Raw genomic sequence first — 15,542 nt, 5'->3', positions numbered from 1 at the left:
ACTATAAAAAGAAGGCTGCCCAATCGTTGGCAAAAAACACCCAAGCAAGCCTCTAGGTCGGCCATTTGAGATTGCGCCCAGTAAAAAAACTCAAAATAGATACATTTATTAACGTTCGATTATCGGTCAGTTGCAGTTGACGAGCGCGTCCCGCTGTTTCCATTCTCTGTTCGCGAAGCCGATTGGGCCAAGTGAGTGTCACCCCAAAAACAACAACAAAAAATGGACATCGAACATGCCAAAACTCTCTACGGGTGCCGTCGCGGCGGCCTGCTGTGTGTCGAACCACACCCCACGCCTGGTCAGCGCACTGCTGATGCTCAGTGTCCTGCCCATGCCGCTGTGGGCGGCGGGGTTTATCGACGACAGCCACGGCACCCTGACGCTGCGCAATTACTACCTGGACCGTGACTACAAGGACGACGGGGCCAAGACGGCCGCAAGGGAATGGGCCCAGGCGTTCATCCTCAACGTGGAGTCGGGGTATACGCCGGGGCCCATCGGGTTTGGCCTGGATATACGTGGGCTGATGGGGGTCAAGCTCGATTCTTCACCGGACCGCAGCGGCACCGAGCTGTTGCCGGTGTCGGCCAGCAGCAAGCGTGCGGCCGATGAATACTCGCGGCTGGCGCCGACCGCCAAGCTGCGGTTTGCCCAAACCACGGTGAAGGCCGGTGACGTGTCGATCTTCCTGCCGTTCGCCTTTGCCAGCCCGTCGCGCCTGCTGCCGCAGACCTTTCGCGGTACCACCTTGAGCTCCAGGGATATCGACGGGCTGACCCTCAACACCGGCTATATCGACCGCATCAACAAGCGCGATTCCACCGACTACCAGGCCATGACCATCGCGTCGCCCAACCGACGTTTCAACGCCACCGCCACCACATCGCACCTGGTTTATGCCGGCGGGGATTACCAGGTTAACAAAGACCTCAGCCTGCGCGCCTATCACGCCGAGGTTGCGGACCTTTACCAGCAAGACACCCTGGCGCTGCTGCACAACCTGCCGGTGGGCGATGGCGTGCTTACCAGTGACCTGCGCAGCTTTTTCAGCCGCGAAGACGGCGCCGCCAAGGCGGGCAACGTGGATAACCGCAACCTCTCGGCGCTGTTTGGCTACCGCCTGGGCGGGCACCGATTCAGCCTCGGCTACATGCATTCCAGCGGGGACACGGCCACGCCGTATATCTCCGGTACCGAGCTGATGGGCATGAGCGAACTGACTATGAGTTCGGACTTTCTCAACGCCAAGGAGCGCACCTGGCAGGCGATCTATGACTACGACTTTGCGGCATCCGGTGTGCCGGGGCTCAAAAGCCGGCTGCGCTATGTACGCGGTGACAACATCGAGCTGGCAGCCTTCAATGCCGAAGACTGCAAGGAGCGCGAGTTCCAGATGGAGTTGGGCTATGTGATCCAGAGCGGCCCGTTGAAGAACGTCGGGTTCATGGCGCGCAAGTCGATCTATCGCAATGACTTCCCGGGCGGCGCGGCTTTTCGCGATGAAAACCAGACCCGTTTCCTGGTGCTCTACACCGTGGCGCTCTGGTAAGCCGATCAGTCCTGATAGACCTTCTTGAGCAAGCGCAGCAGCTCTGCACGCTCTTCGACGGCCAGGGCTGCGGTGGCGTCGAGGTCGCTCTGGGCGGCGATTTCCTTGAGTTCCTTGAGCAAGGTTTCGCCGGTCTTGCTGAGGAAGATCCCATAGGAGCGCTTGTCCGGTTTGCAACGCACGCGCACGGCGAGGGCGCGGCTTTCCAGCTTGTTCAGCAACGGCACGACCTGGGGTGGTTCGATGGCCAGGGCGCGGGCCAGGTCGGCCTGCATCAGGCCGGGGTTCTGCTCGATGATCGCCAGGGCCGAGAACTGGGCAGGGCGCAGGTCATGCTCGGAAAGCCGGCCGATCAGGTTCTGGAACAGCTTGAGTTGGGCAAGGCGCATGGCGTAACCGATCAGGTCGTCCAGGGCCGAATCCAGCGGCGGCCGTACCTCGTCGTTGTCGGGCAGGGCCTGGCTGGCGGCGGCGATAGGGGAAGGCTTGGCCATTAGCAGTGCAGTCCTCGGAAATGGAGGTTAAGAAAGCTATCTAGTTTGCCGGGGTTGACGCGTCATGGCTATGGCGGGTTTTCACCGCGCTTGCAAAACGTGAGTTTTAAAGGTGAAAAATATTGGTTACAACGATTAATAGTTAATTGACATAACTATATTTGCGGTTTAATTTCGAATCATCTTCACACCCAGAACAAGAGCGTACCGCCATGAGCAATTACGAAGGCCGTTGGACCACCGTCAAAGTCGAGATCGAGGAAGGCATCGCCTGGGTCATTCTCAATCGCCCGGAAAAACGCAACGCCATGAGCCCGACCCTGAATAGGGAAATGATCGACGTGCTGGAAACCCTCGAACAGGACCCGGCAGCCGGTGTGCTGGTGCTGACCGGTGCCGGCGAGGCGTGGACTGCGGGCATGGACCTCAAGGAGTACTTTCGCGAAGTGGATGCCGGGCCGGAAATCCTCCGGGAGAAAATCCGCCGCGAAGCCTCGCAATGGCAATGGAAATTGCTGCGCATGTACGCCAAGCCGACCATCGCCATGGTCAATGGCTGGTGCTTCGGCGGCGGCTTCAGCCCGCTGGTGGCGTGTGACCTGGCGATCTGCGCCGACGAAGCCACCTTCGGCCTCTCGGAAATCAACTGGGGCATCCCGCCGGGCAACCTCGTCAGCAAGGCCATGGCCGACACCGTGGGCCATCGCCAATCGCTGTACTACATCATGACCGGCAAGACCTTCGGCGGGCAGAAAGCCGCCGAAATGGGCCTGGTCAACGAGGCGTGCCGCTGGCTCAACTGCGCGAAGTGACCATTGAACTGGCGCGTAACCTGTTGGAGAAAAACCCGGTAGTACTGCGTGCGGCCAAGCATGGCTTCAAGCGTTGCCGCGAGCTGACCTGGGAGCAGAACGAGGATTACCTCTACGCCAAGCTCGATCAGTCGCGCTTGCTCGACACCGAAGGCGGTCGCGAGCAGGGCATGAAACAATTCCTCGACGACAAGAGCATCAAGCCTGGCCTGCAAGCGTATAAACGCTGAAGAGCGCGGCCGCCCGGCCGCGCCGCTATACCCTGCTAGAACGTATTCCCGATAAAGACAATAAAGAGGAATCACCATGCTGGACGTGCCCCTGTTGATCGGCGGCCAGTCGTGCCCTGCACGCGACGGCCGAACCTTCGAACGTCGCAACCCGGTGACCGGCGAAGTGGTCTCGCGGGTCGCCGCTGCCACCCTGGAGGACGCTGACGCCGCCGTGGCCGCCGCCCAGGCTGCGTTCCCCGCGTGGGCAGCGCTGGCGCCCAACGAACGCCGCACCCGGTTGCTTACGGCGGCCGAGCAATTGCAGGCGCGTAGCGCCGAATTTATCGCGGCCGCCGGCGAGACCGGCGCCATGGCCAACTGGTATGGCTTCAACGTGCGCCTGGCGGCCAACATCCTGCGCGAAGCGGCGTCGATGACCACCCAAATCACCGGCGATGTAATCCCCTCCGATGTGCCCGGCAGCTTCGCCATGGCCTTGCGTCAGCCATGCGGCGTGGTGTTGGGTATCGCACCGTGGAACGCCCCGGTCATCCTCGCGACCCGCGCTATTGCGATGCCGCTCGCCTGCGGCAATACCGTGGTGCTCAAGGCCTCGGAGCTGAGCCCGGCGGTGCACCGTCTGATCGGCCAGGTGCTGCAGGACGCCGGCCTGGGTGACGGTGTGGTCAACGTCATCAGCAACGCCCCGGCGGATGCCGCCGCGATTGTCGAACGGCTGATCGCCAACCCGGCGGTGCGGCGGGTCAATTTCACCGGCTCGACCCATGTCGGGCGGATTGTCGGCGAACTGTCGGCGCGTCACCTCAAGCCGGCGTTACTGGAATTGGGCGGCAAGGCGCCGCTGCTGGTGCTCGACGACGCTGATTTGGACGCGGCGGTGGCGGCAGCGGCCTTTGGTGCCTATTTCAACCAGGGGCAGATCTGCATGTCCACCGAGCGCCTGATTGTCGACGCCAAGGTCGCCGATGCGTTTGTCGCCAAGCTGGCGGCCAAGGTTGCGACCCTGTGCGCCGGTGATCCCGCTGCGCCGGAGTCGGTGCTGGGCTCGCTGGTGGACGCCAGTGCCGGAACGCGCATCAAGGCCCTGATCGACGATGCGCTGGCCAAGGGCGCGCAGCTGGTAGCCGGTGGTCAACTGGACGGCAGCATCCTGCAACCGACCCTGATCGATGGCGTCACCGAGCACATGCGCCTGTACCGCGAAGAGTCCTTCGGCCCGGTGGCGGTGCTGCTGCGCGGTGACGGCGATGAGGCATTGTTGCGCCTGGCCAACGACTCCGAATTCGGTTTGTCGGCGGCGATCTTCAGCCGCGATACCGGCCGTGCCCTGGCCCTGGCGCAACGGGTGGAGTCGGGCATTTGCCACATCAACGGCCCGACCGTGCATGACGAGGCGCAGATGCCCTTTGGTGGGGTCAAGTCCAGCGGCTATGGCAGCTTTGGCGGCAAGGCGTCGATCGAGCACTTCACGCAATTGCGCTGGGTGACCTTGCAGCATGGGCCACGGCACTACCCGATCTGAGCACGCGCCGCGACATAACAATAACAAGGCGGCTTTGCTCCGCCTTGATGGAGGACATCCTTGTGAGTTCCGAATTCAGACCGCAACCCCAGCCCGCGCCGCGATACCGCGAGGTCTCCATCGGCCACGCACCGGTGGCGGTCACAGAAGAACACGGCGTGCTGCATATGCGCTCCCTGGAGCCGCTGGCTGAGTTGCCGGCACGCTTGCTCGATCGCCTGGTGCACTGGGCCGATGTGCGCCCCGAGCAGACCTTCATCGCCGCCCGCCAGGCCGAGGGTGATTGGCGCCGTGTCAGCTACCGCGAAATGCTCGCCAGCGTGCGCGCCATTGCCCAGGGTCTGCTGAGTTACGGGCTGTCGGCAGATAAGCCGCTGGCCTTGCTGTCGGGCAACGACATCGAGCATTTGCAGGTGGCCCTTGGCGCCATGTATGCAGGCATTCCGTACTGCCCGGTATCGCCGGCTTATTCGTTGCTGTCCCAGGATTTCGCCAAGCTGCGGCATGTGTGCGACTTGCTGCAACCGGGGCTGGTGTTCGTCAGCGATGCGCCGGCTTACCAGCGTGCGATCGATGCCGTATTGCCGGCCGACACACCGCTGATCAGCGTGCGCGGCCAGCTGCCTGGGCGCACTCAGGTCAGCTTCGCCAGCCTGTTGCAAACCCCGGCCGGCGCCGAGGCCGATGCGGCCTTCAAGACTACCGGCCCCGACAGCATCGCCAAGTTCCTGTTTACCTCGGGCTCGACCAAACTGCCCAAGGCGGTGATCACCACTCAGCGCATGCTCTGCGCCAACCAGCAAATGCTCTTGCAGACGTTTCCGGTGTTCGGCGAGGAGCCCCGGTGCTGGTGGACTGGCTGCCGTGGAACCATACCTTTGGCGGCAGCCACAACGTCGGCATCGTGCTCTACAACGGCGGCACCTTTTACCTCGACGATGGCAAACCCACGGTTCAGGGGTTTGCGCAGACCCTGCGCAACCTCAAGGACATTTCGCCCACCGCCTACCTGACGGTGCCCAAGGGCTGGGAAGAACTGGTGAGCGCCCTGGAACAGGACGCCGAGCTGCGCGAGCGGTTTTTTGCGCGGATGAAGCTGTTCTTCTTTGCCGCCGCCGGCCTTTCGCAAAGTATCTGGGACCGCCTCGACCGCGTGGCCGAAAAGCACTGCGGCGAACGCATCCGCATGATGGCCGGGCTCGGTATGACCGAAGCCGCGCCGTCCTGCACCTTCACCACCGGGCCGTTGTCCATGGCCGGTTATATCGGTTTGCCCGCACCGGGCTGCGAGGTGCGCCTGGTGCCGGTGGACGGCAAGTTCGAAGGGCGCTTTCGCGGGCCGCACATCATGCCGGGGTATTGGCGTGCGCCGGAGCAAACCGCCGAGGTGTTCGATGAGCAGGGTTATTACTGTTCCGGTGATGCAATCAAGCTCGCCGACCCCCATCAGCCGCAATTGGGGCTGATGTTCGACGGGCGAATCGCCGAAGACTTCAAGCTGTCTTCCGGGGTCTTTGTCAGCGTTGGCCCGTTGCGCAATCGTGCGGTGCTCGAAGGCTCGCCGTATGTGCAGGACCTGGTGATTGCCGCGCCGGACCGTGAATGCCTGGGGGCGCTGGTGTTCCCTAGGCCCTACGAATGCCGCCGGTTGGCGGGCCTCAGCGCCGAGGCCAGCGACGCCGAGGTGCTGGCCAGCGCGCCGGTGCGCGAGTGGTTCGGCGACTGGTTGCAGCGGCTCAATCGCGAGGCTACCGGCAATGCCAGTCGCCTGGAGTGGATTGCCGTGCTCGACGAACCGGCGTCCATCGACCGTGGGGAAATTACCGATAAAGGTTCGATCAACCAGCGGGCTGTATTGCAATGGCGTGCGGCCAAGGTTGAAGCGTTGTATCGCGGTGAAGACCCGACGATTCTGCGCGCCGGGCCCAAGCCGTGAGCGGCACCGGGCAATATTCGGCGTTTGCCGATGTAGCGATTATCGAGGCGGTGCGCACGCCGTGGGTCGACCTCGGCGGGGCGCTGTCCCAGGTGTCACCCATCGACCTGGGGATCAAGGTGGGCCGTGAAGTGCTGGCCCGCGCCGGCATCGAAGCACAGGCGGTAGACAGTGTGCTGGCCGGCTCCATGGCCCAGGCGAGTTTCGATGCCTACTTGCTGCCACGGCATATCGGGTTGTACAGCGGTGTGGCGCAATCGGTCCCGGCGCTGGGGGTGCAGCGCATCTGCGCCACCGGTTTCGAGCTGTTGCGTCAGGCCGCTGAACAGCTGCGTGATGAGGTGCAACTGGCCTTGTGCGTGGCGGCTGAATCGATGTCACGCAACCCGATTGCCGCCTACACCCACCGGGGCGGCTTCCGTCTGGGGGGGAGGTGCAATTCAAGGATTTTCTCTGGGAGGCGCTGTACGACCCGGCCCCCGGCCTGGACATGATCGCCACTGCCGATAACCTGGCGCGGCGTTATGGCCTGAGCCGCGAGGCTGTGGATCGCTACGCCTGCGACAGCCATCAGCGTGCGCTGCAAGCGCAACGTGAGGGCGTTTGCGCAGAAGAGAGCGTGCCGGTGGATAACCAGGTGTTCGAGCTTGAGGGCTATCAACCGCGCCGTATCAGCCTAATGCGCCACGCGAGCGTGGTCAGCCAGGACAGCCACCCACGGCCTACCGACCTGGCTGCCCTGGCACGTTTGCGCGCCGTGCATGCCGACGGGGTGCAAACCGCCGGCAACAGTTGTGCGGTGGTCGACGGCGCGGCGGCGGCACTGGTAGGGCGCGCCAGCGACTGCACACGCCCGGCCCTGGCCCGGCTGATGGCCAGTGCCGTGGTGGGGGTGGCCCCGGAGTTCATGGGCATTGGCCCGGCGCCGGCGATTCGCCTGCTGCTGCATCGCAGCGGGCTGAGCCTGGGCGACATCGGCCGCTTCGAGATCAACGAAGCCCAGGCCGCCCAGGTGCTCGCGGTGGCCCAAGAGCTGGAGCTGGACAGCGATCGGCTCAACGTGCAGGGCGGCGCTCTCGCGCTGGGGCATCCACTGGCGGCCACCGGCCTGCGCCTGGTCATGAGCCTGGCGCGGCAATTACGCCGGCACAACCTGCGCTACGGGATTGCCGCGGCGTGCGTGGGTGGCGGGCAGGGCATGGCCTTGCTGATCGAGAACCCTGCCTGGCGCGCTTGAGTGCGCGGTTCCTTTTTTAGTCGATGAGGTGTCCCATGTGGAGCTATCAGGCGCCCCTGCGCGATATGCAATTTGTCCTTGAACATTGGCTGCAGGCGCCTGAGGCGTGGCGCCGCAACCCGGCGTTCGAGGCGTTTGACCTGCCGCTGGCGCTGCAAGTGCTGGAGGAAGCGGCCCGCTTCAGCGAAGGGGTGCTGGCACCGTTGAACGGCAGTGGGGACCGCCAGGGCTGCCGTTGGCAGGCAGGCCAGGTCAGCACCCCGGACGGTTTTGCCGAGGCGTATCACACGTATGCCGAGGGCGGTTGGCCAGGGCTGGCGTGCGCCGAGGCGCTGGGCGGGCAAGGCTTGCCGCAACTGCTCGACGCCGCCTTGCAGGAAATGCTCTACGCCAGCAACCACGCCTGGGCCATGTACACCGGCATCGCCCACGGTGCCTACCTGTGCCTCAAGACTCACGGCGCACCCTGGTTGCAGGCCCGCTACCTGCCGGCGATCGTCAGCGGCCAGGCGTTGCCCACCATGTGCCTGACCGAGCCCCAGGCCGGCAGCGATATCGGTTTGTTGCGTTGTAGGGCCGTCCCCCAGGCAGATGGCAGTTATCGCCTGAGCGGCAGCAAGCTGTTTATCTCCGGTGGCGAACATGACCTCACGGCCAATATCCTGCACCTGGTGCTGGCGCGTCTGCCCGATGCGCCGCCGGGCAGTCGCGGTATTTCACTGTTCCTGATGCCCAAGCTGCTGGACGATGGCCAGGTCAACGGTGTGCGCTGTGACGGCATTGAACACAAGATGGGCATCAAGGGCAGCGCCACGTGTTCCCTGGTGTTCGACGCGGCCCATGGCTGGTTGGTGGGCGAGGCCAACCGGGGCCTGGCGGCGATGTTTGTGATGATGAATTCGGCGCGCCTGCATGTGGGCCTGCAAGGTTTGGGGCATGCCGAGGCCGCGTGCCAGAACGCCCGACACTACGCCAGTGAGCGCGTGCAAATGCGCGCACCGTCAAGGCCCGAAGAAGTCGCCGCCCAGGCGGCTGACCCGATCCGTTACCACCCGGCCATGCGCCGCGTATTGCTGGAGCTGCGTACCACCAGCGAAGGGATGCGCGCCATCGGTTATTGGGCGGCGCACCTGCTGGATCAGGCCGAACATCGCCAAGACCCGGACGCCGCCCAGCTCGCCCAGCTGCTGACGCCCATCATCAAGGCGTTTTTCACTGAGCAGGGTTTTCGTCAGGCGAGCAATGCACTGCAGGTCTTCGGCGGTTACGGCTACGTAACCGAGTTCGCCATCGAGCAAACCCTGCGCGACAGCCGCATTGCGATGATCTACGAGGGCAGTAACGAGATCCAGGCCAATGACCTGCTGCTGCGCAAGGTGCTGGGGGATGAGGGTCGGGCGTTCGGCTTGCTGCTCGACGAGTTGCGTGCGGAGGCCGGGCAGGGCGCGCAGTACGTCGAGTGCGCAGGGTTTTCCCAGGCGTTGGGCAGCGTGTGCGACTCCCTGGCCAATGTAGTGAGCGCCCTGCGTGAACACGCACAGGAAGACAGCGAATACCCCTACCGGGCAGCGCCCGACTTCCTTCAGCTATGTGGCGTGGCGCTGCTGGCCTTTGCCTGGGCGCGGGCGGCAAGGGTGTCTCGGACGTTGCCCGAAGAGCACCCGCTGCGTGCCGCCAAGCTGCAAAGTGCCGGGTTCTTTTTTGATTACCTGCCGTCCCGGTTGGCCCAGCACCTGGGCGCGATAGACGGCGCGCGTGCAGCACTGGCGTTCGTCTGACGGAGGCAGGCGCTTGCGGTACTATGGCAGCCCACGTTTTCTGGAAGTTGCCTGGATGAGTAAACCCGGTCAATTGGTGCTGGTCGCACTGCGCAAGATGATCGCCAGCGGGGAGCTGGTGGCGGGGGAGCGCCTGATGGAGATTCCCACGGCGCAGCGGTTTGGTGTGTCGCGCATGCCCGTGCGCATGGCCTTCCGTACCCTGGAGCAGGAAGGGCTGCTGGTGCCGTTTGGCGGGCGTGGGTACCAGGTGCGTTCCGTCAGCGCCAGTGATATCGCCGGGGCTGTCGAGGTGCGTGGCGTGCTTGAGGGCCTGGCGGCGCGTCAGACTGCCGAACAGGGTTTATCCGCCGAGGCGCGTGCCACGCTGGAGCGTTGCCTGGTCGAGGGCGATCAACTGTTCGAAAAAGGCTATGTGACCGAGGACGACCTCGAGGTTTATCACGACCTGAACATGCGCTTTCACCAGGTCATCGTCGAAGGCAGCCACAACCCGGCGATTGCCGACGCCCTGGCGCGCAATGATCACCTGCCATTTGCGTCGGTGACGGCGCTGGCGGTGGACCGCGAGGACATGGCCCGCGAGTACCGGCGCTTCAACTATGCCCATATGCAGCACCACTCGGTCTTCGATGCTCTGGTCAACCGCCAGGGCGCACGGGCCGAGGCGATTATGCGCGAACATGCCAACGCGACCCTGCGCTACGCCGAGATCTTCAGCTCTGCCACCGCCGATGCGCGCATGAAGGTGATCTTGCCCGCATCGTGACGTGGTTCAGATATCGAGCACCAGCAACGGCGTTTTCGAGCGCGAGCAGCAGGGCGTGAACTGGTCGTTCAAGGCTTGTTCCTGCTCGGTGAGGAACAGGTCGCGGTGCTCCGGTATGCCTTCCAGCACACGCGTCAGACAGGTGCCGCAAATCCCCTGTTCGCAGGACACGGCAATCTCGATGCCGTGGCTTTCCAGGACCTGGACCACGCTCTTGTCGGCGGGTATTTCAAACACCTGGCCGCTGCTGCCGAGCTTCACCGCAAAGCTCCCGTCGAGGCTGCTGTCCACCGGCGCCGCCGAGAAGTATTCGCGGTGCAGGCACGCCTCCTGCCAACCCTGGGCCCGGGCACTGTCGAGCACGTGTTGCATGAACCCGCCGGGGCCGCAGACGTAAAGGTGCACGTCGTCTGCCGGTGTCGCCAGCACCTCGGCGGCATTCAAGGCGGTGTCGGGCTGCTCGTCGAAATGCAGGAACACACGCTCGGCAAACGGCGACCCCATGAGGCGCGAGACAAACGCCGCACGCTGACTGGCGCGAGCGCAGTAATGCAGTTCGAAGTCGGCACCCGTCTGAGCCAGGCGTTCGGCCATGCACAGAATCGGGGTGATGCCGATGCCGCCGGCAAACAGCAGGCTGCGTCGGGCTGCGTGGGCCAGGGGGAACAGGTTGCGCGGTTCGCTGATGCTCAGCCGGGTGCCCTCGTGCACCTGTGCGTGCAGGCTGCGGGAGCCGCCGCGAGACGCGGGGTCGTTGAGTACGCCGATCACATAGCGATGCCGCTCTTGCGGGGGTTGCACAGGGAATACTGGCGGGTCAGCCCGTCCGGCAGGTGCACGTCGATATGCGCACCCGCGCTGAAGGCCGGCAGTGGGCTGCCGTCGACGCTGGCCAGTTCATAGCTGCAAATGTCCTGGGCTTCGGTGCTGCGGGCTGTTACTACGACCTCAATCATGTGGGTTCTCCGGCGCGTTCCCGGGCGATCAGGCGTTCCAGAATCTTGCGCGACTGCACGCCGCCGGCATCTATGTTCAGCTTGAGCAGGTTACGCGTCGGGTGGGCCAGCAGGTTCTGTTGCTGGCGTTCGAGCATTTCCAGGTCTTCGCTGAAAATCTTGCCCTGGCCTTCGCGAATGCTCGCGGTCAGCGCCTCATCCTGCGGGTTGAAGTTGCGCGCCATGCCCCAGAAGTACCAGATCGAGGTGTCGGTTTGCGGCGTAATGAAATCCACCACGATGCTCGAGGCCTTGTGCTCGGGCGCAGCGTTGTAGCCACCTTTGCCGGCATGGGCCACGCCAACTTCGATCAACACGTGGCTGGGCGGGGTGAAACGGCAGATCTGCCAGCGGTCCACCGGCACATCGTCGGCCAGGTTGTTACCGCGCAGGGCCATGCGCCAGAACGGCGGGGCCATGATGTTTTCCATATGCCGGGCGGTGACCACTTCGTCACCGTCGACCGTGGTCACGGGCGGTGCTTCGTCGATTTCCTTCTGGCCGATACTGGAAGCGTGGACGTAAGTTTCGTGGGTCAGGTCCATCAGGTTGTCGATCATCAGGCGGTAGTCGCACTGGATATCAAACAGCCCGCCGCCATAGGCCCACTGATCACTCACCGCCCACTCCAGGTGATGAATCAGCGCCGGGTCGGCCAGCGCCTGATCGCCGGGCCAGACCCAGATGAAGCCATAACGCTCCACCACGGCAAAGGTCTTGTTGCACGGAAAACCACGCACCCGTTGCCCAGGCATCTCGACGGTCTTGCCGTCGCCACTCATGACCAGACCGTGGTAGCCGCAGACCAGGTTGCCGTTTTCCACATACCCCAGCGAAAGCGGCGCGCCACGGTGCGGGCAGAAGTCTTCGACCGCCACCACGGCGTTTTCCGGCCCGCGATAAAACACCATTTTTTCACCGCATATCTGCCGGCCCAGGGGCTTTTGCGCGATTTCATCGGGGGTGCAGGCGACATACCACGTGTTCTTGGGGTACATGATGACTCTCCAGGCAACGGATTATTCTTATTTAATGGATCCATTAAATAATTGGGAGTCCGGAGAGTCAATCTACTTGCGCTGTTTAATTGGGCGATTATCGAACGTTTGTGTTTTATTGGATCCAGTAATGCCTTTTATCAGTGCCGGCTCATCACCGAGCCCAGCCATGCCGTGCCGGCCGCCGCGTGGATCAGTGCGGCCCTCAGGTAATACCGTCAATAAGGATATGGCGCTGCCCCAGGCTGCACTGCTCAATCCGCGCCTCGACCTGGTACACCTCGCGCAGCATGCGTTCGGTGATCACCTCATGACTCGCGCCGCTGCCCTGTGCGGTGCCCTCGGCGATCACCAACACCTGGTCGGCAAAGCGCAACGCCTGGTTCAGGTCATGCAGCGCTATGAACACGATGACCTGCCGTTCACGGGCCAGTGCACCCATGAAGTTCAACACCTGCACCTGGCGATGCATATCGAGGGCGCTGGTGGGTTCGTCCATCAGCAGGATCTCCGGTTCGCGCACCAAGGTCTGGGCGATGGACACCAGCTGCTGCTGGCCCCCGCTGAGTTCGCCGAGGTTGCGAAAGGACAGGTCGCTGATGCCAAGGGCCGCGAGCATTTCGTCCACCAGGTTCAGCTCGTCATCGTGCACGGTCCATTGCGGCGACAGTTGCTTGCGGGCCAGCAGCACCGATTCGTAGACCGTTAACCGCGCACTCGCATTCAAGCCCTGGGGCATGTAGCAGATGCCCTGTTGGCCCTTTTTCGAGTCTTGCAGCAGCACCTGCCCCGGCCCGTCGATCAGCCCGGCCATGCGCTTGAACAGGGTGGACTTGCCCGCCGCATTGGGCCCCACCACTGCGACCACCTGGCCGCCGGTGAACGCGGCGGTGGTCACGCCACGGATGATCGTGCGTTGGCCGTAGCGGGCACCCAGGTCTTGCAGCTGAATCTTCACCATGTGTTTTTCTTCCCGTTGAGGATCAGCGATATGAAAAACGGCACGCCGATCAACGATGTGACCACCCCGATCGGGAAGATTGCGCCCGGGATCAGGGTTTTGCTCACCACCGAACTGGCGGACAGAATCAGCGCGCCGGTCAGCAACGAGGCCGGCAGGAAGAAGCGTTGATCTTCACCGATCAACATCCGCGCAATATGCGGGCCGACCAGCCCGATAAAGCCGATGGTGCCGACAAAGGCCACGGGGAACGAGGCGAGCAGGCTGACCATGATCAGTGTCTGAAAGCGCAGGCTGCGCACGTTGATTCCGAAGCTGGCGGCCTTGTCGTCGCCCAGTCGCAGCGCGGTCAGGGCCCAGGCGCGTTTGGCAAAGATCGGCAGGGTGATCACGATGATCAGGCAGATCACCCCCAGTTTGGGCCAGGTGGCTTTGGTCAGGCTGCCCATGGTCCAGAACACCACGGCCGCCACGGCTTGCTCGGTGGCAAAAAACTGCACCAGCGCCAATAACGCGTTGAACGTGAACACCAGGGCGATCCCCAGCAGCACGATGGTTTCTGCGGTAACCCCGCGCCGCAGGCTCAGGAAGTGAATCAGCAACGCCGACAGCATGGCCATGATGAACGCGTTCACCGGCACCATGTACTGCGCCGCCAACGGAAACAGCGCCACCCCAAACGCCAGCCCCATGGCTGCGCCAAAACTGGCGGCGGCGGAAATGCCCAGGGTGAAGGGGCTGGCCAGCGGGTTATTGAGGATGGTCTGCATCTGCGCCCCGGCCAATGACAATGCCGCGCCCACGGCAACCGCCATCAGCGCGATCGGCAGGCGGATGTCCCACATCACCACGCGAACCTGCGCCGGTGCACTGTCCGGTGCAAAGAGTGCACCGAGCACGTCGCGCACGCTGTAACTCGCCGGGCCCAGGGCCAGGTCGAGCAGCACGCTGCACAACAGCAGCAGGGCCAAGCCACCGAGGATCAAGCGTTTGCGCAGCACCAGGCGCCGATAGGTGTCGCGTTGAATCACCGCGCTCATGGCTTGAGGCTCACGAAGTAGCCCGGCTCATAGGGCACCGGCAGGAATCGCTGGTGCAGCTCGCGAAACGCGGCTTCAGGGTCCAGGTCGGTAAACAGTGTCGGATGAAACCATTTGGCCAACTGCTGGATGGCCACGAACTGATAAGGGCTGTTGTAGAACTGATGCCAGATCGCATGGAACGCCTGGTCATCCTGCGCTTTTATCCCGGCATAGGCCGGGCGCCCGGTGTACCAGGCCAGTTTGCGCCGGGCTTGCGCCATGTCGGCGCCGGGGCCCACACCGACCCAGTTGCCACCAGGGGCAAAGGCTTCCCAGTTGGCACTGGTGATCACCACCTGTTCCGGGTTGGCCACGACCACTTGCTCGGGGTTCAGCTGGCCAAACGTGCTGGGGATGATGTTTCGGGCAATATTATTGCCACCGGCCATGTCGACGAACAGACCAAAGTTTTCATTGCCGAAACTCAGGCAGCAATCGTCGGTGTAGCCACCGATGCGCTCGATGAACACGCTGGGGCGCGAAGGGTGCTGCGCGTTTATCACGTCGGTGACGCGGCGGATCTGCTGGTTGCGAAACTCGATAAAGGCTTCGGCACGCGCCTCTTTGCCGAACAACTGGCCGAACAGGCGCATGGTGGGTTCGGTGTTCTGCATCGGGTGGTTGCGAAAGTCGACGTACACCACCGGGATCCCCAGCGCGTCGAGCTTTTCGATATAGCGGGCATCCTCGGTGGCGTGCTGGGCCTCGATATTGAGGATGATCACGTCGGGGTGCTGGGAGATGGCCTGCTCGATATCGAAGGTGCCGTCTTCAAAGCCGCCAAAGGTGGGGATTTTGGCGATGTCAGGGAATTTGCGCAGGTATGCGCCGTAGGTGTCCGGGTCGGACTGGATCAAGTCCTTGCGCCAGCCGACGATGCGTTCGATGGGGTTTTGCGTATCCAGCGCGGCCACCAGGTACAACTGACGGCCTTCCCCCAGAATCACCCGCCTGACCGGCAGGTGCACCTTGACCTGGCGCCCGAGCAAGTCGGTGACGGTGGTGCGCGTCGGCTCCGGCTCGGCCGCCGTTGACGGCAGTGCCCAGCTTAACAAACCTGCAAACAGCAGCCCGGCGAAGGCGTGGCTGCGTCGAACAATGGTCACCATGGTTAAAGCCTTTACAGTGGTCGGGCCGCAGGGCGGGTGCGTTCGCCGTGCCGGGCCGAAGGTT

General features: G+C 63.4%; 9 protein-coding genes and 4 pseudogenes. 7 read left to right on the top strand and 6 right to left on the bottom strand.

Annotation, left to right across the window (positions count from 1 at the left end):
• Window positions 1-235: 235 nt before the first annotated feature.
• A complete protein-coding gene (locus LRS56_15290; protein ID WDU60290.1) occupies window positions 236-1,552 on the top strand; it encodes an OprD family porin in 1,317 nt (438 codons plus the stop codon).
• 5 nt (window positions 1,553-1,557) lie between these two features.
• Here LRS56_15290 and LRS56_15285 read toward each other — a convergent pair whose 3' ends face one another.
• Window positions 1,558-2,046: a MarR family transcriptional regulator gene (locus LRS56_15285; GenBank protein WDU60289.1), complete on the bottom strand. Its 489-nt coding sequence runs from the start codon at window positions 2,044-2,046 to the stop codon at window positions 1,558-1,560.
• Window positions 2,047-2,258: 212 nt separating this feature from the next.
• On the opposite strand from LRS56_15285, the pseudogene LRS56_15280 reads away from it, so the two are divergent.
• The 6 genes and pseudogenes from LRS56_15280 to LRS56_15255 all read left to right on the top strand — a co-directional run bounded on the left by LRS56_15280 (window position 2,259) and on the right by LRS56_15255 (window position 10,333).
• Window positions 2,259-3,088: pseudogene (locus tag LRS56_15280) on the top strand (p-hydroxycinnamoyl CoA hydratase/lyase).
• A 76-nt stretch (window positions 3,089-3,164) separates the two neighbouring features.
• Window positions 3,165-4,613, top strand: coding sequence for an aldehyde dehydrogenase (locus LRS56_15275; protein WDU60288.1), 1,449 nt, complete (start codon window positions 3,165-3,167; stop codon window positions 4,611-4,613).
• 62 nt (window positions 4,614-4,675) lie between these two features.
• Window positions 4,676-6,549, top strand: a pseudogene (locus LRS56_15270) (feruloyl-CoA synthase).
• Window positions 6,546-7,786: pseudogene (locus tag LRS56_15265) on the top strand (thiolase family protein). Before LRS56_15270 ends, LRS56_15265 begins: the two co-directional pseudogenes overlap by 4 nt.
• Window positions 7,787-7,821: 35 nt before the next feature.
• Window positions 7,822-9,564 carry an acyl-CoA dehydrogenase gene (locus LRS56_15260; GenBank protein WDU60287.1) on the top strand — a complete coding sequence of 581 codons (1,743 nt, stop codon included), beginning with the start codon at window positions 7,822-7,824 and terminating at the stop codon, window positions 9,562-9,564.
• A 55-nt stretch (window positions 9,565-9,619) separates the two neighbouring features.
• Window positions 9,620-10,333: a GntR family transcriptional regulator gene (locus tag LRS56_15255; GenBank protein WDU60286.1), complete on the top strand. Its 714-nt coding sequence runs from the start codon at window positions 9,620-9,622 to the stop codon at window positions 10,331-10,333.
• Between the two features lie 6 nt (window positions 10,334-10,339).
• Here LRS56_15255 and LRS56_15250 read toward each other — a convergent pair.
• From LRS56_15250 to LRS56_15230, 5 genes and pseudogenes are all read right to left on the bottom strand, one after another.
• Window positions 10,340-11,289: pseudogene (locus tag LRS56_15250) on the bottom strand (PDR/VanB family oxidoreductase).
• Entirely contained in the window at window positions 11,286-12,326 is a 1,041-nt protein-coding gene (locus LRS56_15245; protein WDU60285.1) for an aromatic ring-hydroxylating dioxygenase subunit alpha, read from the bottom strand. Before LRS56_15245 ends, LRS56_15250 begins: the two are co-directional and overlap by 4 nt.
• Before the next feature lie 205 nt (window positions 12,327-12,531).
• On the bottom strand, window positions 12,532-13,287 hold the full coding sequence (locus tag LRS56_15240; protein ID WDU60284.1) for an ABC transporter ATP-binding protein: 756 nt from the start codon (window positions 13,285-13,287) through the stop codon (window positions 12,532-12,534).
• On the bottom strand, window positions 13,281-14,327 hold the full coding sequence (locus tag LRS56_15235; GenBank protein ID WDU60283.1) for an iron ABC transporter permease: 1,047 nt from the start codon (window positions 14,325-14,327) through the stop codon (window positions 13,281-13,283). Before LRS56_15235 ends, LRS56_15240 begins: the two co-directional genes overlap by 7 nt.
• Window positions 14,324-15,478, bottom strand: coding sequence for an ABC transporter substrate-binding protein (locus tag LRS56_15230; protein ID WDU60282.1), 1,155 nt, complete (start codon window positions 15,476-15,478; stop codon window positions 14,324-14,326). The genes LRS56_15235 and LRS56_15230 overlap by 4 nt, the downstream gene beginning before the upstream one ends.
• Window positions 15,479-15,542: the final 64 nt, after the last annotated feature.

Source organism: Pseudomonas poae (assembly GCA_028869255.1).
Taxonomy (GTDB): Bacteria; Pseudomonadota; Gammaproteobacteria; order Pseudomonadales; family Pseudomonadaceae; genus Aquipseudomonas; species Aquipseudomonas poae_C.
Note: the sequence above shows the minus strand (reverse complement) of the source record. Positions and strands in the feature narration are given on the sequence as shown.